The 18769-nt window shown below is 63.8% G+C and carries 20 protein-coding genes and 1 tRNA gene; 16 read left to right on the forward strand and 5 right to left on the reverse strand.

Annotated elements, in window-relative coordinates; all coding sequences use genetic code 11:
- Window positions 1-126: 126 nt before the first annotated feature.
- Window positions 127-1152 carry a thiamine-phosphate kinase gene (gene thiL, locus AC0WRY_RS15240; protein WP_491123314.1) on the forward strand — a complete coding sequence of 342 codons (1026 nt, stop codon included), beginning with the start codon at window positions 127-129 and terminating at the stop codon, window positions 1150-1152.
- Between the two features lie 235 nt (window positions 1153-1387).
- Window positions 1388-3508 carry a sodium-translocating pyrophosphatase gene (locus AC0WRY_RS15245; protein WP_194407751.1) on the forward strand — a complete coding sequence of 707 codons (2121 nt, stop codon included), beginning with the start codon at window positions 1388-1390 and terminating at the stop codon, window positions 3506-3508.
- A 100-nt stretch (window positions 3509-3608) separates the two neighbouring features.
- Here AC0WRY_RS15245 and AC0WRY_RS15250 read toward each other — a convergent pair whose 3' ends face one another.
- Window positions 3609-4025: a carboxymuconolactone decarboxylase family protein gene (locus AC0WRY_RS15250; RefSeq protein ID WP_194408273.1), complete on the reverse strand. Its 417-nt coding sequence runs from the start codon at window positions 4023-4025 to the stop codon at window positions 3609-3611.
- Window positions 3964-4392 carry a MerR family transcriptional regulator gene (locus tag AC0WRY_RS15255; RefSeq protein ID WP_194407752.1) on the reverse strand — a complete coding sequence of 143 codons (429 nt, stop codon included), beginning with the start codon at window positions 4390-4392 and terminating at the stop codon, window positions 3964-3966. Before AC0WRY_RS15255 ends, AC0WRY_RS15250 begins: the two co-directional genes overlap by 62 nt.
- 359 nt (window positions 4393-4751) lie before the next feature.
- On the opposite strand from AC0WRY_RS15255, the gene AC0WRY_RS15260 reads away from it, so the two are divergent.
- Genes AC0WRY_RS15260 through AC0WRY_RS15280 form a run of 5 tightly spaced genes read left to right on the forward strand, consistent with a single transcriptional unit; the run spans window position 4752 to window position 8419 of the window.
- Window positions 4752-4895, forward strand: a complete 144-nt coding sequence (locus AC0WRY_RS15260; RefSeq protein WP_194407753.1) for a hypothetical protein — start codon at window positions 4752-4754, stop codon at window positions 4893-4895.
- Window positions 4892-5092 carry a hypothetical protein gene (locus AC0WRY_RS15265; protein ID WP_194407754.1) on the forward strand — a complete coding sequence of 67 codons (201 nt, stop codon included), beginning with the start codon at window positions 4892-4894 and terminating at the stop codon, window positions 5090-5092. Before AC0WRY_RS15260 ends, AC0WRY_RS15265 begins: the two co-directional genes overlap by 4 nt.
- A complete protein-coding gene (locus AC0WRY_RS15270; protein ID WP_194407755.1) occupies window positions 5089-6639 on the forward strand; it encodes an amino acid adenylation domain-containing protein in 1551 nt (516 codons plus the stop codon). The genes AC0WRY_RS15265 and AC0WRY_RS15270 overlap by 4 nt, the downstream gene beginning before the upstream one ends.
- 35 nt (window positions 6640-6674) lie before the next feature.
- Window positions 6675-8150, forward strand: coding sequence for a hypothetical protein (locus AC0WRY_RS15275; protein WP_491123315.1), 1476 nt, complete (start codon window positions 6675-6677; stop codon window positions 8148-8150).
- Window positions 8147-8419, forward strand: coding sequence for an acyl carrier protein (locus tag AC0WRY_RS15280; RefSeq protein WP_194407757.1), 273 nt, complete (start codon window positions 8147-8149; stop codon window positions 8417-8419). Before AC0WRY_RS15275 ends, AC0WRY_RS15280 begins: the two co-directional genes overlap by 4 nt.
- A 141-nt stretch (window positions 8420-8560) precedes the next feature.
- Here the strand turns inward: AC0WRY_RS15280 and AC0WRY_RS15285 are convergent, their stop codons facing one another.
- Window positions 8561-9550 (reverse strand): Bug family tripartite tricarboxylate transporter substrate binding protein, encoded by a 990-nt coding sequence (locus AC0WRY_RS15285; protein ID WP_194408274.1) that lies wholly within the window; start codon window positions 9548-9550, stop codon window positions 8561-8563.
- A gap of 206 nt (window positions 9551-9756) precedes the next feature.
- Window positions 9757-10263 carry an outer membrane protein assembly factor BamE gene (locus AC0WRY_RS15290; RefSeq protein ID WP_194407758.1) on the reverse strand — a complete coding sequence of 169 codons (507 nt, stop codon included), beginning with the start codon at window positions 10261-10263 and terminating at the stop codon, window positions 9757-9759.
- A 98-nt stretch (window positions 10264-10361) separates the two neighbouring features.
- Between AC0WRY_RS15290 and AC0WRY_RS15295 the strand changes: the two genes are divergently transcribed.
- The 7 genes from AC0WRY_RS15295 to AC0WRY_RS15325 all read left to right on the forward strand — a co-directional run bounded on the left by AC0WRY_RS15295 (window position 10362) and on the right by AC0WRY_RS15325 (window position 15105).
- Window positions 10362-10913, forward strand: coding sequence for a ubiquinol-cytochrome C chaperone family protein (locus AC0WRY_RS15295; RefSeq protein WP_491123316.1), 552 nt, complete (start codon window positions 10362-10364; stop codon window positions 10911-10913).
- Window positions 10910-11479 (forward strand): YceD family protein, encoded by a 570-nt coding sequence (locus AC0WRY_RS15300; protein WP_212068281.1) that lies wholly within the window; start codon window positions 10910-10912, stop codon window positions 11477-11479. Before AC0WRY_RS15295 ends, AC0WRY_RS15300 begins: the two co-directional genes overlap by 4 nt.
- Window positions 11480-11778: 299 nt before the next feature.
- A complete protein-coding gene (plsX, locus tag AC0WRY_RS15305) occupies window positions 11779-12840 on the forward strand; it encodes a phosphate acyltransferase PlsX (RefSeq protein WP_194407761.1) in 1062 nt (353 codons plus the stop codon).
- A complete protein-coding gene (locus AC0WRY_RS15310; RefSeq protein ID WP_194407762.1) occupies window positions 12837-13817 on the forward strand; it encodes a beta-ketoacyl-ACP synthase III in 981 nt (326 codons plus the stop codon). Before plsX ends, AC0WRY_RS15310 begins: the two co-directional genes overlap by 4 nt.
- Window positions 13818-13951: 134 nt before the next feature.
- Entirely contained in the window at window positions 13952-14293 is a 342-nt protein-coding gene (locus AC0WRY_RS15315) for an integration host factor subunit alpha (RefSeq protein ID WP_018456841.1), read from the forward strand.
- Between the two features lie 24 nt (window positions 14294-14317).
- Window positions 14318-14899, forward strand: coding sequence for a MerR family transcriptional regulator (locus AC0WRY_RS15320; RefSeq protein WP_491123317.1), 582 nt, complete (start codon window positions 14318-14320; stop codon window positions 14897-14899).
- 128 nt (window positions 14900-15027) lie between these two features.
- Window positions 15028-15105 (forward strand) — tRNA-Pro (locus AC0WRY_RS15325).
- Window positions 15106-15460: 355 nt separating this feature from the next.
- On the opposite strand, the gene AC0WRY_RS15330 is transcribed toward AC0WRY_RS15325, so the two are convergent.
- The gene (locus tag AC0WRY_RS15330; protein ID WP_194408277.1) at window positions 15461-16465 is read right to left on the reverse strand and encodes a GlxA family transcriptional regulator; all 1005 of its coding nucleotides are present in this window, start codon (window positions 16463-16465) and stop codon (window positions 15461-15463) included.
- A gap of 111 nt (window positions 16466-16576) precedes the next feature.
- Between AC0WRY_RS15330 and AC0WRY_RS15335 the strand changes: the two genes are divergently transcribed.
- A complete protein-coding gene (locus AC0WRY_RS15335; RefSeq protein WP_194407787.1) occupies window positions 16577-17284 on the forward strand; it encodes a DJ-1/PfpI family protein in 708 nt (235 codons plus the stop codon).
- A gap of 119 nt (window positions 17285-17403) precedes the next feature.
- On the forward strand, window positions 17404-18669 hold the full coding sequence (locus AC0WRY_RS15340) for an ABC transporter substrate-binding protein (protein WP_194407788.1): 1266 nt from the start codon (window positions 17404-17406) through the stop codon (window positions 18667-18669).
- The last annotated feature ends 100 nt before the right edge of the window (window positions 18670-18769 follow it).

An 18769-nucleotide genomic window follows, 5' to 3' on the forward strand; every position in this document is an offset into this window, starting at 1 on the left:
TGAAGCAATACGCGAGCCCCATTCTCCGCTGTCATCACCCGCGAAGGCGGGTGATCCAGTACGGCGCGGCCTATCGATTTGAAACGAGCCTCTCTGGAATACTGGATCGCCCGGTCGAGTCGGGCGATGACACCTGTTTGTGGGGATAAGCCAGTGGCAAACCCACAAAATCCCTCCGCCGAAGACAGCCTCATCGCGCGCTATTTCAAGCCGCTGGCGACCGATCCCGGTGCGTTCGGTCTGGTCGATGACGCCGCGGTGCTGTCGTCGTCCGGCGACGACATCGTCGTCACCACAGATGCCGTCGTCGAGGGCGTGCACTATCTTGCCGGCGATCCGGCCGGCACCATCGCGCGCAAGGCGCTGCGGGTGAACCTGTCCGATCTCGCCGCCAAGGGCGCGGTGCCGGCGGGCTTCGTGCTGTCGCTGGCGTTGCGCAGCAAGGAGGATGCCTGGCTGCGGCCCTTTGCGGACGCGCTGGGCGAAGACGCAAGGGAATTCGCTTGTCCTCTGCTCGGCGGCGACACGGTCTCGACGCCGGGTCCGCAGATGATCTCGATCACGGCCTTCGGCCGCGTGCCGCAGGGGCGTATGGTCGGCCGTACCGGCGCAAGGCCTGGCGATCGCATTCTGGTGACGGGCACGATCGGCGACGCGGCGCTCGGCCTCGACGTGCTCAGCGGCGGCGCTGCCGCGGCAGCGCTCGCCAACAGCCCCGCCGCAAAGGACGCCCTGGTCTCGCGCTATCGCGTGCCGCAGCCGCGCAATGTGCTGGCGCGGGCCGTGCGCGATCATGCGACCGCGGCGATGGACGTCTCCGACGGGCTCGCCGGCGATCTGGTGAAGCTCTGCGCGGCGTCCGCCGTCTCGGCCACGGTCGACGTGGCAAGCGTGCCGCTCTCGGCCGCGGCAGCAGGCCTGGTCGCCCGCAACGTCGTTGGCGTCGAGACGCTGCTCGCGGGGGGCGACGATTACGAGGTGCTGTGCACGGTCCCGCCGGCGCAAGCCGATGCGCTGATTGCCGCGGGGCGGGCGGCCGGCCTTGCCGTCACGGCGATCGGCACGATCGTCGCGGGGACGCAGAGGCCGCGCTTCCTGGATGGGCTGGGCCAGGAACTGGCTTTGACGCGGCTGTCCTACAGCCACTTCTAGGAATTGCTCCAAACCGGCATCTTGGTTCTCAGCACTTGGTTCTAAATACCTGCCGAGATCGGCGTTTTCGGCGTTATCCGGCGTTGCACCCTCAATTTGATTTTGGCAAGCTTGCGGCTGACTGAAGCCGCCCCTTTTGGGCAAGGGGCGGCTTTGTTCGAAATCAAGGCGCCGCACTGCACAACGGACAATAAAAGGCGCCGGGGGTACATCAAGGATCTGAGGCAAACATCACATGACAGCATTATGGTTGATAGTGCTCTGCGGAGTGCTTTCCGTCGTCTACGCGATTTGGGCGACGTCTTCGGTGTTGAGCGCGGATGCGGGGTCGCCGCGCATGCAGGAGATCGCAGGAGCGGTCGCTGAAGGCGCACAGGCGTATCTGCGGCGCCAGTACACCACGATCGGCATCGTCGGCATCGTGATCTTCGTGCTGCTTGCCTATTTCCTCGGTCTCTATGTCGCGATCGGATTTTTGATCGGCGCCGTCCTGTCGGGCGCGGCCGGCTTCATCGGCATGAACGTCTCCGTCCGGGCCAATGTGCGGACGGCCCAGGCTGCGACGACCTCGCTTGCCGGCGGCCTCGAACTCGCTTTCAAGGCGGGCGCGATCACCGGCCTTCTGGTCGCAGGTCTCGCACTGTTAGGGGTGACCCTCTACTTTGCCTTCCTGGTCCATTCGTTGAAGCTTGCGCCTGACAGCCGAACCGTCATCGACGCCATGGTGGCGCTCGGCTTCGGCGCCTCGCTGATCTCGATCTTCGCCCGTCTCGGCGGCGGCATCTTCACCAAGGGTGCGGACGTCGGCGGCGATCTCGTCGGCAAGGTCGAGGCCGGCATCCCCGAGGACGATCCGCGCAATCCCGCCACCATCGCCGACAACGTCGGTGACAACGTGGGCGACTGCGCCGGCATGGCTGCCGACCTGTTCGAGACCTACGCGGTGACCGCGGTCGCCACCATGGTCCTGGCGGCGATCTTCTTCGCCAAGACGCCGATCCTCGCCAACATGATGACGCTGCCGCTCGCGATCGGCGGCATCTGCATCATCACCTCGATCATCGGCACCTTCTTCGTCAAGCTCGGGCCGAGCCAGTCGATCATGGGCGCGCTCTATAAGGGCCTGATCGCAACTGGTGTCCTGTCGCTGATCGGCATTGCGCTGGTGATCTACTACCTGATCGGCTTCGGCAAGCTCGAGGGCGTCAACTACACCGGCATGGCGCTGTTCGAATGCGGCGTGGTCGGCCTCGTCGTCACCGCGCTGATCATCTGGATCACCGAATACTACACGGGCACCGACTACCGTCCGGTGAAGTCGATCGCCCAGGCCTCGGTGACCGGCCACGGCACCAACGTGATCCAGGGCCTTGCCATCTCGATGGAAGCGACCGCGCTGCCTGCGATCGTGATCATCGCGGGCATCCTGGTCACCTACAGCCTCGCCGGCCTGTTCGGCATCGCGATCGCGACCGCCACCATGCTGGCACTGGCCGGCATGATCGTCGCCCTCGACGCCTTCGGCCCCGTCACCGACAATGCCGGCGGCATCGCCGAGATGGCGGGACTGCCCAAGGAGGTGCGCAAATCGACCGACGCGCTCGATGCGGTCGGCAACACCACCAAGGCGGTGACCAAGGGCTACGCGATCGGCTCGGCCGGTCTGGGTGCTCTCGTGCTGTTCGCGGCCTACAACGAGGATCTCAAGTACTTCGTTGCCGGCTCCGCGAAGTATCCCTACTTCGCCGGCGTCAATCCGGACTTCTCGCTGAACAATCCCTACGTGGTTGTCGGCCTGCTGTTCGGCGGCCTGTTGCCCTACCTGTTCGGCGCGATGGGCATGACCGCCGTCGGGCGGGCGGCCGGCGCCATCGTCGAGGAGGTGCGGCGTCAGTTCCGCGAGAAGCCCGGCATCATGCAAGGCACCGACAAGCCTGATTACGGCAAGGCGGTCGACCTGCTGACGAAGGCGGCGATCAAGGAGATGATCATCCCCTCGCTGCTGCCGGTGCTGTCACCGATCGTCGTCTACTTCCTGATCTACGCGATCGCGGGTGGCGGCGTGGCCGGCAAGTCGGCCGCGTTTTCCGCGGTCGGCGCCATGCTGCTCGGCGTCATCGTGACGGGTCTGTTCGTCGCGATCTCCATGACCTCGGGCGGCGGCGCCTGGGACAACGCCAAGAAGTACATCGAGGACGGCCATTTCGGCGGCAAGGGCTCTGATGCCCACAAGTCGGCCGTCACCGGCGACACCGTCGGCGATCCCTACAAGGACACGGCGGGCCCCGCGGTGAACCCGATGATCAAGATCACGAACATCGTGGCCTTGCTGCTGCTGGCGATCCTGGCGCACTGAGCGGCGGGTAGAGGCTCAAGACAAACCCCGCGGCGCAAGCCGCGGGGTTTTTCGTTGGGGGCGGCGCGGCTGCACGACGAAACACCTCGAGGGGCGAACCTCAGGCTTTCGGCTCCGATCCGTCCTCGGCTCTTTGCGCGAAGACCTCCTTCGCTGCGAACAGGCCGTTGAGGGCCGCCGGGAAGCCGGCATAGACGGCCATCTGCATCAGGATCTCGACAATCTCCTCTCGGCCAAGCCCGACATTCAGACCCGCCTCGATATGCACCTTGAGCTGAGGTGCGGCGTTGCCCAGGGCCGCGAGCGCTGCGATCGTCGCGATTTCGCGCGAACGGACGTCGAGCCCGGGCCGTGAGTAGATGTCGCCAAATGGAAACTCGAATATATAGGTGGCGAAGTCCGGGGCGATCTCGCCAAGCGCCGCCACGACCTTGTGGCCGGCCTCTCCGTCGATTTCAGCGAGTGCGCGCCGACCGCGCTCCAACCGGCTTTCGCCGGCGTTCGGAAAGTGTTGCATCATAATCCTTCATCCTCTGTTCCGTTTCGGCATAACCGCCGATCTTGGTGTCGAGGACGAGAAGACAGGCATTGAGCTCGTCGACGTGGGCACGCACGCTTTCGCGGTGGCGCTCCAGCAGCGCCCGCCGCTCGGCTTCGGTGCCGCTGCCCTGATCCCGGAGGTCCGCGTAAAGCAGCATGTCCCGGATCGGCATGCCTGTTGTCTTCAGGCGGCCGAGAAACTCGATCCAGGCAAGGATCGAGGCGTCGTAGTCACGTCGGCTGGATCGATCCCGGTCGGCGTAAGGCAACAGTCCGATCCGCTCGTAGTAGCGGATCGTATGAGCCGTCAGTCCGGACCGCTTCGCAAGTTCGCCGATCTTCATGTCTGTCTCTCATCACGACGCAGGCAAACTACGAGTTCGAGCGCGCTCTAAGTCAAGGGACATTCTGGCCCGGACCGTGCGAGCGTCGCGCCGCCGGCGGTCGGCAGGTCCGGTCGAGCCATGTCTCGGGCGCGGTCCGCGCCGCGTCGAAGGTGGAACCTGGACCGGAGGATGCCGGAGCTCCGCATCCTGAGCGTGCATCACATTTAAGGTTGTTTAACCGGCTGCGCTCTAAGAATACGGGAGATTGCCGCCGGCACCTGGCCAGCTCCGCCGCGGGCCTAGGAGTCCATTCACATCGTGCGCGGTCGCGACATGGTCAGGTACCCGTTGCTTGCCGGCTGCCACAGGAGGGTCCGTTGGGTGCGCTGCCGATGAGCCAGATTGAGCGCGCCCTGATGGCGCATCCCGGCGTGACGAACGCCGTCCTCAGCATCGAGCAAACCCCCGACGGGCGCCGGTTCAAGATCGCGTTCTGGCCGGTCAGGACAGGCCGTTGGTGACCGACCCGATGGCCGCCGCGTTCCTCCAGCATCTTGGCATGAAGCTCGTGACCATGTTGCGGACGAGGTTTCCGGAGCTGGAATCGCCAGCGGCCGTGATTGCGCTCGACCAGCGCGATTTTGCCGAGATCGCACCTTCGTTGTCGCCTGCGCCGGACCATCCCGGCGTCCATGAAGCGGACGAGGCCGCGATATGACCGCCTGTAATTTGGGGCTGCGCTTCGAGGAGGTCGCGGCGCGCGCGCCGGACGCTGTCGCGCTGTTCTGCGAAGGCGACAGCTGCACGTTTTCAGAGCTGAACAAATTGGCGAACCGGTTGGCGCGATGGCTGACGTCGCGGGGCGTGGGCAAGGGCGCCGTCGTATGTCTTGAACTGCCGAAGATTGCCGAGGCTTATGCTCTTGCGCTGGCCTGCATCAAGATCGGTGCGCCCTATGCGTTCCTGGATCCCGTGGCCCCGGCGGAACGGGCCCGGTTGATGCTGGAGCGATGCCGGCCCGCCGAGATCGTCAGCGTGCGCGAGGGGATGGGGCCGCGGACGGTGATCGGCAATGCAGGCGCCCGAGCGGCCTTGCATCATGAGTTGTCGAAGCTTGACGACGACAATCTGCCGCTGACGTCCCTGATCACCGGGACCGATCCGGCCTATGTCATGTTCACCTCGGGATCGACGGGTGAGCCGAAGGGCGTGGTCATTCCCCATCAGGGCGTGCTTCACTTGATCGCGTGGGCGAGGAGCGACCTTGGAATTGGACCGCAAGACCGGCTGACCAACGTCAACCCGATCTACTTCGACAATTCGGTCTTCGACATCTATGCCGGATTGCTGAACGGTGCGGCCATTGTGGCGCTCGATGCGCTGAAGGGAAGGCCGCCCGCGGAGCTGGTGGCGGAGATCACGAGGCATCAGTGCACGTTCTTCTTCGCCGTGCCGACGCTCTTCATGTTCCTGGACTCCATGCACCTGTTGAGTCCCGAATGGCTGCCGAGCGTCAGCCGCTTCATGTTCGGTGGCGAAGGATTTCCGCTGGCGCGGCTGCGCCGTTTCCACGACGCGTTTGCCGGCAGAGCGAAGCTGATCAATTGTTACGGCCCGACCGAGACGAGCTGCATCTGCAGCGGCTTCGAGATCATCGAGTCCGTGTTTGACACCAACGACGGGTTGGCCCCGTTGGGACGGCTCAATCCCAATTTCAGCTACCGCATTCTGGACGAGGACATGCAGGCGGTCACCGCGGGCATCGCCGGCGAGCTGTGGCTGGGAGGCCCGTGCGTCGGGCTCGGCTACATCAACAATCCGCAGGAGACGGCCCGCCGCTTCCGCCAGGACCCGCTGGTCGACGGTTATCGATCGATCCTCTACCGGACCGGGGACCTCGTCGAGGCCGATGCCGAAACGGGTGTGCTCCGTTTTCGCGGTCGTGCGGACAATCAGGTCAAGCTCCGGGGATATCGGATCGAGCTGGAAGAGATCGACCATGCTCTGGCGGCATGCAAGGGCATCACCCGGGCCCTCGCCGTGGTGCTTCACGATGCCGGCGGCGCAAGCCGGCTCCTGGCCGCCTATTCGGGCGCGCGAACGGCGGACAGCGATTTGCGCCAGCACTGCGCCGCGCGCCTTCCGGCCTATATGGTGCCGAGCCGCTTCATCTGGCTGGAGGACATTCCCGTCAACGCCAATGGCAAGGCGGACCGGCGCTCGGTCGCCGCGCTGCTTGGCGAGGCCGCCGCGAGGGCATCGTAGATGCCATCGCCCGCAGCACTCATGCGCGCATTCCAATGAGTGTCGAGAGCCAGTTCTACGACGCGGCCACAGGCTTTCTCGCGAAGCCGTCGTGGCGGTTGATCCCGCAGATCGATCGGGACCCGAATCTCGTGGCAGGCCTCCAGCGAGGTCGCGGCCGCGTGCTGCTGTGCTGCACGGTCGCGCTGCTCGCTGTGCTGTTCTGGCAGATCGGTATGGATTTTTCAGTGGCAGGTCTCGCGCTGGCGTGCGCCTATGCCGGGCGGTACCGGCGTGTTCTGATCCTCTTCGCAACCGTGCTGCTGCTTTACCGGAGCGGGTTCCTGATCGACCGCGCGTTTCTCGAGCGGGTGGCCGTCAACGAAGGCGTTGCGGACCGGATCCATCAGCCGCTGCTGGAGGCGGTCACGCTGGTAGCGGTGTTCGCGCTGTTTGCGGGACTGCTGGCCATGCAGGGTTCAGCCGGCACGGCGCTTCGCCGTCCGACGCTCAGCCTGGTGCTCGCATTCCTGGGGCTCGTCGCGCTGACGCAAGCGGAGATGACGGCCGGCATGCCGCGCGTGCTGCTTTGGTCGTTTCTGATGACATCGCAGCCTTATCTCTGGTTCCTTGCTTACGGTCTGGCCGATGCCGGCAGGACGCCGTCTCCGATATGGCAACGCTTGAGCGTCTTTCATCCGTTCTGGGGATCGTCGCTGACGCCGGTCGGGAAGGGACTGTCCTACCTCGAACGCTTCGAGGCCAAGACGCCCGAGGAGCTCGCAGTTACGCAATTGAAGGGGATCAAGCTCGCGGCCTGGAGCCTGCTGCTGGCGAACGTCAGGCTCTGTCTCGGCGTGCTCGTCCACGGTCATTTGCAACTGCCCTTGTTCGACGACAACCTGCTGCACTATCTCGCAGGCTCTCCCTTGCCGCGTCTTGTCGGGTGGGCCAGCCTCGTCAGCTTCTTCGTGCAGGACGTCCTGGGCATGACGGTGTTCGGCGGCGTCATCGTCGCGACGGCGCGGCTGGCCGGTTTTCGCCTGCTGCGCAACACCTGGCGGCCGCTGGAATCGACGACGATCGCCGAGTTCTGGAATCGCTATTACTTCTATTACAAGGAGCTGCTGGTCGATCACTTCTTCTACCCGACCTTCGTCCGCTATTTCCGCGGTCATCGCCGGCTGCGCATGTTCTTCGCCACCTTCATGGCGGCGTGCGTCGGCAATCTGCTGTTCCATTTCATCCGCGACATTCATTTCGTCGGCGACATGGGCCTGTGGCGGGCCGTGGTCGCTGAGCAGTCGCATGCGTTCTACACGTTTGTGCTCGCCGTCAGCGTCGGGCTGTCGCAGATGCGCCGCGCGCCGCAGCCGGCCTCGCGCGGCTGGCTGCGTCGCCGCGTGCTGCCTTGCCTGTGGGTCTTGACCTTCTTCTGTCTCATCCACGTCTTCGACGCGCCGTTGGACCGCGAGCATACGCTCTGGCAACGCGCCGAATTCCTGTTTTATCTCCTGGGAGTGACGACATGACCGCGAAAGCCGGCCCTGAAATCAGATCGCAAATGCGGCGCTATATCGAGCAGCGCCTGCTCATGAAGGGCGATGGCGCGCCGCTTCATGACGAGGACCTGCTGTTCACCAGCGGACGTCTCGATTCACTCGACGCAGTCGAGCTGGTGATGAGCATCGAGACCGACTACGGGATCAACTTTGCCGACATTGGTTTCGACCTGACGCGCCTGGACTCGATTTCGGCCATCGCCGATCTGGTCGGACAGCCGTCGGCCGAGCCCGCCTAAAGCATGATCCGGAAAAGCGCGAAGCGGTTTTCCGAAAAGATCATGCGCAAACAAGAACCTAAAGCGCGATGACGAGTCATCCAAATCTCATCGCGCTTTAGCGCGCTCTCGCGCAAGGCGGGATGCCGGTTCGTCGCAGCGTCACTGCACGTCCATCTGCAGTCCTTCCTTCTGGATGATGCCGGCGAACTTCTTCGTCTCGGCGTCCACGAAGGCGGCGAATTGCTCGGGCGTGCCGTAGTCGGCGCGGGCGCCCATGGCGAGGATCTGCTTCTTGATGTCGTCGCGCTCCAGCATCGCCTTGACCTGAAGATTGAGTGCGTTCAGCACCTCCGGTGAGACGCCCTTCGGCAGGAACACCGAGAACCACGACGAGACGTCGAAATTCGCCAATTCCGGCGCGCTCTCGCGCATGGTCGGCAGGTCCTTCGCGAGGTCGCTGCGCTCGGTGGTGGTGACGCAGAGACCGTTGAGCGTGCCGTTCTGCACCTGCGGCAGGCTTGGATAGAGATTGTCAAACAGGATCTGGATGTCGCCGGCGAGTGCGGCCTGCAGCGCAGGGCCGGCGCCGCGGAACGGGATGTGCGTCATCTTCAGCCCGGTGAGCTGGAGGAACCAGGCGCCAGTGAGGTGAGGGCTCTGGCCGACGCCCGAGGAGGCGTAGCTGAGCTTGTCCGGATTGGCCTTGAGATAGGCGATCAGCTCGGCGATCGACTTGATGCCGGTCTTCGGATGCGCCGACACGATGTTCGGGATCCGGATGATGTTGCTGACGGGCTGAAGCTGGTCCGGCTTGTAGGTGAGGTTCTTGAAGATGCTGTAGGCGATCGCGTTCGGACCGGGATTGCCGATCAGGATGGTATGGCCATCAGGCTTGGCGCGGACCACCTCGGCCGTGCCGATGGTGCCGCCGCCGCCGGAGCGGTTTTCCACGACGGCCGACTGGCCCCATGCGGTTTGCAGATGCGCGGCCAGGAGCCTGCCCATCACGTCGGTCGAGCCGCCGGCCGCGGCCGGCACCACGAGACGGACGTTTTCGGTCGGCTTCCAGTCCGCAAGGCTCGATCGCGGCAGGATGGCTGCGGCCGAAATGCCGGCAGCCGCGGTGAGCACGCGGCGGCGGGACAGCAAAGTGTTTTGAAATTGAGTGTTCTGAAGTTTCTTGGACACGAATCCGCTCCCAGCTTTTTGCTTTGCATGGAGCGTAGGAAACCGCGGGTGCGACGGCAAGTCGCGCGCGACGGCAAAGAGCGCGCGAAGGGTGGCACGACGCCGCAGGCGCGAGCCCATTTACCTTGCGGCGGAATTGGCGTCGCGCGAAAACGCTTGTCGAGGCCTCAGTTGAAGCTGAGCAGCTTGAACAGCGGCGTGAGGTAGCTCATCTCCTGGCCCGAGGTCGGCGTCGTACGGCTGATGAAGTCGAAGATCTTGCCGTCCTGCAGGCCGTAATTCGCAAGCCGGCGCACACGCCGGTTCTTGTCGAAATAGATCGCGATGACGCGCTGGTCCACCACCCTCTGGTTCATGAAGGCGACCATGCGCTCCGAGCGCTGCGAGATGTAATAGAACACTTCGCCGTCGAGGGTTGCGACGGTGGAGGGCGTGCCCATCACGATCAGCACCTGATCCTGGCTCGCGCCGATCGGAATCTGCTCCAGCGCGCCGGGCGGCAGGATGTAACCCTTCTGGAATTGCTCGCCGGTGCAGCCCGCGAGCGCGGCGCCGACCAGGGCGGCGGCGGCGAGCAGGCGCAGGCCGCGCCAGCGCAAATGAGCGCCGCGCCAGCGTGCATGAAGGCCGCGCCGCTTAACCGCGCGCTGGCTGGTCTCGATCGTTATCGTCATAGCGGAACTGATTCCGTCCCCTTGCGTCGCGCGAGGCGCTGAAGTACCGGGCAGGGCGTCTGAATGCAACACGCGCGCGCCCGCTTGCGGAAACCACAATGCTTTGGCCGTTCAATCACTTCAGGAAACCCCTGGTAACCCCGAGGGGCACCATTGAAGCCATCTATGGCATGATCGTGACGCAGGCGCGAGAACCCATATTTTACCGGGACTTGGGCGTGCCCGACACGGTTAACGGGCGTTTCGATCTCTTGCTGCTGCATCTGTGGCTGCTGCTGCGGCGCCTGCGCACGGTCCAAAGCGCCACCGAGCTGTCGCAGGCGCTGTTCGACCGCTTCTGCGAGGACATGGACGACAATCTGCGCGAGATGGGGATCGGCGACCAGACCGTGCCGAAGCGGATGCGGGCCTTCGGCGAGGCCTTTTACGGCCGGGTTCAGGCCTATGACCAAGCCATCGAGGCCGGCGGCGAGGCACTGGCAGCGGCGATCTGCAAGAATATCTTGAATGGGACCGGCCTGGATCAGGCCAAGCGGCTCGCGGCCTATGCCCGGGCCAGCGAGGCCGATCTCGGCCGGACCGGCGAGGCCGCGCTGCTGGCCGCGTCCTTCACGTTTCCCCCGGCGCCCAGGGAGGATCTCACGCCATGAGTCGATCGAATGCCGAATCCAGGCCTGATCCCTGGCGCTCCCCGGTCATCGTCGCGCAGATCCCCGACACCGGCCTGCATCGCAAGCTCGAGGCCTCCGCCGCCGAGCGGCAGGCCATCGCCGAGGTCGGCGGCCTGCGGGAGGTCCTGGCCGCCCACGCCGACCTCGACGTCGTGCCCAGGAGCGGCGGCCGGGTTCAGGTGACCGGCACCATCAGGGCCAGGGTCGGCCAGACCTGCGTGGTCACGCTGGATCCGATGGAGAGCGAGATCGAGGAGGACGTAGACTTGATGTTCGCCCCCGAGGCCGAGGTGCGCCGCATGGCCGACCTGATCGAGGAGGGGCAGGACGACGAGGAGCCGCCGGAGGTGATCGATCCGCCGGAACCGATCGTCAACGGCATGATCGATCTTGGCCGGATCGCCACCGACGCGCTGTTCCTGGCGGTCGACCCCTATCCGCGCAAGGAGGGCGCCGTGTTCGAGGCGGAGGTCACCGCGCCCGATCCGGAGGACCATCCCTTCGCCGCGTTGAAGGCGCTGCAGGACAACAAGAAGGGCGAATAGCCGGCCCTTCCCCCTGGGATAGCCTTGCAACGGTGCACGAGGCATCTGCCTGGATGGTTTCAAAAGGCTCCTTATCTAGCTGATTTCAATGTATTTCTTGCAAATTCCGGGGTCCGCCCGCGGATCGCCCGGGATGCAAAAGCCTGGGGGCAAGAGGTTGTTTCGGGATAACAAAACGCTATTGTCGCGCCCCGGTCGGGGCGCGGCGTGGCGCCTGACCGGTCGCCATGTCCATGGCGAACTCATTCTGCGGCCCCGCTCGCGCAAGACCGCACCAGATCAGGTTTTCCAGGACTTTTATGCCAAGCAAGGTTCGTATTGCGCTTGACGCCATGGGGGGCGACGCCGGCGCCGCCGTGGTCATTCCGGGCGCGGCCATCTCGCTTGGCAGGCATCGCGACACCGAGTACCTGCTGGTCGGGGACCGCGCCAAGATCGAGCCCGAGCTCGAGAAGCATCCCGAGCTCAAGGCCGCCTCGAAGGTCATCCATACCGACGTCGCCGTCAGCGGTTCGGACAAGCCGAGCCAAGCGCTGCGGCGCGGCCGCAAGACGTCCTCGATGTGGCTTGCCATCGACGCGGTGAAGAAGGGCGAGGCGGATGTCGCAGTCTCCGCCGGCAATACCGGCGCGTTGATGGCGATGTCGCGCTTCCACCTGCGCACGCTGAAGGGGATCGACCGCCCGGCCATTACGGGGATATGGCCGACCAGGCGCGGCGAATCCGTCGTGCTCGATCTCGGCGCCACCATCGGCGGCGACGCGCACCATCTGGTGTCGCTCGCGCTCATGGGGGCGGCGACGGCGAGCGTGCTGTTCGACAAGAAGCGGCCCACGGTTGGCCTGCTCAATATCGGGACCGAGGAGATCAAGGGCCACGAGGAGATTCGCGAGGCCGGGGAAATCCTGCGGGCGCGGAACCTGCCGGAGCTCGACTATATCGGGTTCGTCGAGGGCGACGGCATCGGCAAGGGCGTCGCCGACGTGATCGTGACCGAAGGCTATGCCGGCAACATCGCGCTCAAGGCCGCAGAGGGAACCGCCCGGCAGATGGCCGAATTACTCCGTAACGAGATGAAACGGAGCTGGCTGTCCAAGCTCGGTTATCTCTTTGCCAGCAGCGCCTTCCAGGCCCTGCGGGACAAGATGGACCCGAACAAGTCCAATGGCGGCGTGTTCCTGGGTTTGAACGGACTGGTGGTCAAGAGCCACGGCGGAACCAGCGCCGAAGGCTTTGCCTATGCGATCGATGTTGGCTATGAGATGGCTCACTACGATCTCCTGAACAAGATCAATCAGATGCTCAACCGCGAGGGTGGTGCACTCAATTCCGTGCAGGCCGCGCAGGAGGCTGTTTCGTGACTCAAATTCGTTCGGTCGTGCTCGGCTGCGGCTCCTATCTGCCGGAGCAGGTGGTGACCAACGCCCAATTGGCGGCGCGTATCGACACCTCCGACGAGTGGATCGTGCAGCGCACCGGCATTCGCGAGCGGCACGTCGCGGCCGAGGGCGAGTTCACCTCGCATTTGGCGATCAGGGCGGCGCAGGCCGCGCTCGGCGATGCCGGCGTGGATGCGCAGTCGATCGACCTCATCGTGCTCGCGACCTCGACGCCGGACAACACCTTTCCCGCGACCGCCGTCGCCGTGCAGAACGCGCTCGGCATCAATCACGGCGCGGCGTTTGACCTGCAAGCGGTGTGCTCGGGCTTCGTGTTCGCGCTCGCCACGGCCGACAATTTCCTGCGCACCGGCGCCTTCAAGCGCGCGCTGGTGATCGGCGCCGAGACCTTCTCGCGCATTCTCGACTGGAACGACCGCGGCACGTGCGTGCTGTTCGGCGACGGCGCCGGTGCGGTCGTGCTGGAGGCGCAGGAGCAGCCGGGCAACGCCGCGACCGACCGCGGCGTCGTGACCACGCATCTGCGCTCCGACGGCCGTCACAAGGCGAAGCTGTTTGTCGACGGCGGGCCGTCCTCCACCCAGACCGTCGGTCATCTGCGCATGGAAGGCCGCGAGGTCTTCAAGCATGCGGTCGGCATGATCACCGACGTCATCGTCGACGCCTTCCAGGCGACCGGGCTCAATGCCGAGACCATCGACTGGTTCGTGCCGCACCAGGCCAACAAGCGAATCATCGACGCCTCCGCCCACAAGCTCCACATCGCGCCGGAGAAGGTGGTGCTGACGGTGGACCGCCACGGCAACACCTCGGCGGCCTCGATCCCACTGGCGCTGACGGTGGCGCGCAAGGACGGCCGCATCAAGAAGGGCGATATGGTGCTGCTGGAAGCCATGGGCGGCGGCTTCACCTGGGGCTCCGCGCTGGTGCGCTGGTAGAGCCACAGTCGATAAAATTTTGCCGGAATCAGCTGGGATTATCGATGCGCCTGCATTGATGAGCGCTGTTGACCGCCGTATCGTAAGCTCATAATTTCAGACAACAATTGTTCGCCGTGATGTGGGGCAGGGCGATGACCGATCAAAGTAAAACCGTAACGCGTGTCGATCTGTGCGAAGCCGTCTACCAGAAGGTGGGCCTGTCGCGCACGGAATCGTCCGCCTTCGTGGAACTCGTGCTGAAGGAGATCACCGACTGCCTGGAAAAGGGCGAGACGGTGAAGCTGTCCTCGTTCGGGTCCTTCATGGTGCGCAAGAAGGGTCAGCGCATCGGACGCAACCCGAAGACCGGCACCGAGGTACCGATCTCGCCGCGCCGCGTCATGGTGTTCAAGCCGTCGGCGATCCTGAAGCAGCGGATCAATGCTCAGCATCGCACCAATGGTGATGCCAGCAAGGCTCAACCCGAGGCGTAACGCCTTCCGCGAAGGATTTGGCATTTGGACAAGGCGCCGGATGCGTTCCGAACCATCAGCGAAGTAGCGCAGGAGCTCGACATCCCGCAGCACGTGCTGCGGTTCTGGGAAACCCGCTTCTCCCAGATCAAGCCGATGAAGCGCAGCGGCGGCCGCCGCTATTACCGCCCCGACGACGTCGACCTGCTCAAGGGCATCCGCCGCCTGCTCTACGGCGAGGGCTACACCATCCGCGGCGTGCAGCGGATCCTCAAGGAACACGGCGTCAAATCGGTGCAGGGCCTCGCCGACAGCGCGGCCGCGGTCTCGTTCGGCGCCATCGAGGACGCCATCGGCGCCAGCCTGATGGAGCCCGAGGACGAGGAGGCGCCGATCAAGGGCGTCACCGACACCGACGATGACGACTACCAGGGCGACGAAGAGGAGGGCATCGACTTCCGCTTCAGCGAGATCGACGACGAGGAGATCCTCACCACCTTCCGCAAGGGCGGCACCCCCGCCGCGCCCACCGGGCCCAGCGCGCTGGACCGGGAGCGCCTCGGGAAGGCGCTCGCAGACCTCGTCGCCTGCCGCGAGATGCTGGATCACGCGCTGAAGGACGGGTAGGGGCGGTATTCGGACCGCGCGGCCAGTTCCCCGGGGCGCTTCGGGCTCCGAGCCGATCAAGGAGAGGCACCAAAATGCTGCGACCTCGCCTTGCGCATCGCGCCGATCCTAGCTAATGGAACGACGTTCGGAGCGTGGCGCAGCCCGGTTAGCGCACTAGTCTGGGAGACTAGGGGTCGGAGGTTCAAATCCTCTCGCTCCGACCATTTTTTCAAAGCATCTGTCGGGTGGATTGACTGTTGGCGCGAGCCTGCTGCCGGCGTTGCGCTGCGCGACATCGCTGCCCGACGAGGTGCTAAAAGTGGAAATGTCAAAAACAACCCCATGCACAGTACCGAAGTCATTGGGGGGATGTCGGTTTTCCGAATTGGTTTGGGGGTTGGTCATACGGGGCATGGCCGCCTTTTCATCGGCGGGAGGATGGAGGCGATCTAGCGGGATGATCAAAACCCGTAAGATTTTGATGGGTGGATTGCCGAAGGCTGCCATCACGCAAGTGCTCCGGCGATGGCGCGTTCCTATCTATGCAGCTCAGCATAATGCGCAGGACAGCTGAGCCGATTATTGCCCTGCTATCGGCTCGCGAAGCTGATCACCGCCTGCGTGAAACCTGGCGCGATATTCGTTCGGCAGAACACTCAAACGCCGACGGAAAGCCCGTCTCATGTGCTCTTCGCTTTGAAAGCCGGCACGGACAGCGATTTCCTTGATACTGGCTTCGGATTCCTCGAGAGCCCGCCGTGCCGCCTCGACACGAAATTCCTCAACGGTCTTGCCGGGGGACTGACCTGTTCTTTTCCGGAATAGCCGGGCAAAGGTGCGAGGGCTCATCTTCGCCTGCTCGGCCAATCGTTCGACGCGCAGGTCTCCTCCCAGATTGTCTTGGATCCAGGCGGTGATCTCCTCAAATGCCGGATGGTCGGACGATTGTACTGAAAGCGGCACACTGAACTGGGCTTGGCCTCCAGGTCGCTTGAGAAAGACCACCAATCTTCGCGCGACCCTCATCGCTTCGCGATGGCCCAAATCGTCCTCCAGAAGCGTGAGCGCCAGATCGATACCGGCGGTGACACCCGCCGACGTCCAGATGCCCCGGTCATGAACGAACACGGGATCGACTTCGACCGTGGTGTCGGGATGGCGGGTCCTCAGCAAGTCGCATGAGCCCCAGTGCGTCGTGGCGCGACGACCAGCAAGGAGGCCGGCTGCCGCCAAGACAAATGCTCCCGTACAGACCGAGCAGATGCGCCTGACGTGCGGAGCGGCCGAGCGAAAAAATGCGATGAGCTTGAGATCTGTGGCGGCTCGGTGAACGCCGGGCCCACCGCCGATGACCAGGGTGTCGATGCCCTCCAAATCGACAGGGAGTGGTCGCGTCATCAGTTCAAGGCCGGCGGAGGTCCGAACAAGCCCCCCGTTGGCGGAGCAGATCTCCCACACGTAAGGCGGATTCGATGCGTCATTTTCGCAAGCCAACTCAAAGACTTGAAGCGGCCCTCCAAAATCGAGCAGAAGCCCATCCTCGAACAAGACGAAGACGAGACGTCGGGGGGAAGCGGCGGGCATGGCAGCCTTGGCAGAAAATGCGTGTAGATTGACATTTCGGCAAAGTCCAGTGGCTGTCAACATTGTCCAATCAGAGAACGAGACGGCATCAGTCAAAGGAAGAGGCGACAAATGTCCGACAAGCCCATTCAAATCGGGATCGTCTGCTTCCCGGGTATGACCCAGCTTGATGTGACGGGGCCGTTCGAGGTTCTTGCCCGATTGCCGAACGCCAAGGTTCATCTGCTCTGGAAGCGTATCGAGACGATCGTCAGCGACGTCGGACTGCCGCTGCTGCCGACAACGACGTTCAGCGAGTGCCCCGACCTCGACATTTTCTGTATCGGCGGCGGTCCGGGCATGACGTCGATCATGAGCGATGACGAGGTGATTGCCTTCGTCCGCGAGAAGGGTGGTTCGGCGCGCTATGTGACGTCTGTCTGCGCCGGCAGCCTCGTGCTGGGATCGGCTGGCCTTCTCACGGGTTACGAATCGGCTTGCCATTGGCTGATGCGGGACATGCTGGCCTCGTTCGGTGCCATCGCCGTCGACCAGCGCGTCGTCGTCGACCGCAATCGCATCTCGGGGGGAGGGGTCACGGCCGGGGTGGATTTCGCTTTCCGGGTCGCCGCCGAAATCTGCGGCGAGGACGTCGCGAAAAGGTTGCAGCTGTTCCTCGAATATCAACCTGAGCCGCCGTTCGATCTCACGGTCCAGAACGCTCCTCCGGAGCTCCTGTCGGAGATCAAATCAGCCTCGCTGCCCTGGCTCCGCGCGCGTCAGGCCGCCGTCGATCAGGCTGCGGAAAAGCTCCGGTCGCGCAAGGCGGTGCCGGCTTAGGAAGCGGCAAGGCCAGGGGTCGCGGACCACCAGCTGCGACGCCCATGTCATTTCGCACGACGGCAGACTTCACGGCAGCAATCTTGAAGCGACCACGCGACATATATTGGGAGCGTCGAATGACCAGCCATGGGTCTAAGCAGGAATTGTTGGTGCGATGTCAGGGGCGGCGAGGTGCCCGCGTGACGGCTCTCCTGGCGATCATCGCGTTCGGATCGCATTGTGGCCAAGCCGATGCCGCGGAGTTCTCAGGCGGCCTCATCAAGATCGGTATCATCAACGATCAGACGGGTCCGCTATCCGACATCAATGGACCGGGATCAGTCGTAGCGGCCAAGCTTGCGGTTGAGGACTTTCAGAGGACGAATCCCTCGGTCAAGGTTGAGGTCGTATCGGCCGACCATCAGAACAAGGCGGATATAGGCGTAAGCATCGTGCGCAGATGGTTCGATGTCGAAGGCGTCGACATGGTCGCGGATGTCGGCAATTCGGCTGTCGGGCTGGCCATCCAATCGCAGGCAAGAGACAAGAACAAGATCGTCATCTATACGTCAGTCGCGACGACCGAATTGACCGGCAAACAATGCACCAAAACAGGCCTGGCCTGGCTTCATGATTCCTACAACCTCGTAGCAGGCCCAATTCGAACACTCGTCTCTCAAGGCTTCGATAGCTGGTACTTCATCGCCGCCGACTATGCTTTTGGGAAGAACATGGTGCTCGAGTCGCAGCGAGTGCTTGCCTCGACCGGCGGCAAGGCCCTCGGGGCCGTCTACCATCCGCTCGGGAATGCCGACTACGGGTCGTTCCTTCTTCAGGCGCAAGCCTCTGGTGCCAAGGTCGTCGCCTTCGCCAATGCCGGCGACCAACTCGTAAACTCCATGAAACAATGGAACGAGTTCGGCATGACCGCAGGCGCTCAGAAGCCGATCGCCGAACTGATGTTCATCAGCGACGTGCATGCCATGGGGGCCCAGACCGCGCGAGGTCTGACCACTCTGACTGCATGGTATTGGGCTCGGAATGAGGAAACGAGAGCGTTCTCGCAACGCTTCTTCAAACTTCGAAACGCAATGCCGACTGAGCCGCAGGCGGCCACCTACTCCGGCGTGCTGCATTATCTCAAGGCCGCCATGTCGGCCGGTACTGACGCGACCGATGCGGTTCTGGAGAAAATGCGTGCCACCCCGATTGATGATTTCTACGCGAGAGGAGCGACCATCAGGGAAGACGGAAAGCTTATTCACGACTTCTACCTGGCGCAGGTCAAGGAGCCGTCGGAAATCACCGCCCCCTGGGATTACTATGACATCATCAAAACCGTGCCGAGTAGCGAGGCTTACTTTCCCTTGAGCGAGAGCGAATGCCCGTTGGTCAAGAAGTAACCCGGGCCGCCGGCGCGGTCGTCATATCGTCGGAATGATGGTCATGGCATGCACGACTTGGAATTGCTTGGATGCGGCCACTCTGCGAACGCTCGCTGCG

This window comes from Bradyrhizobium sp. T-12 (genome assembly GCF_058314695.1).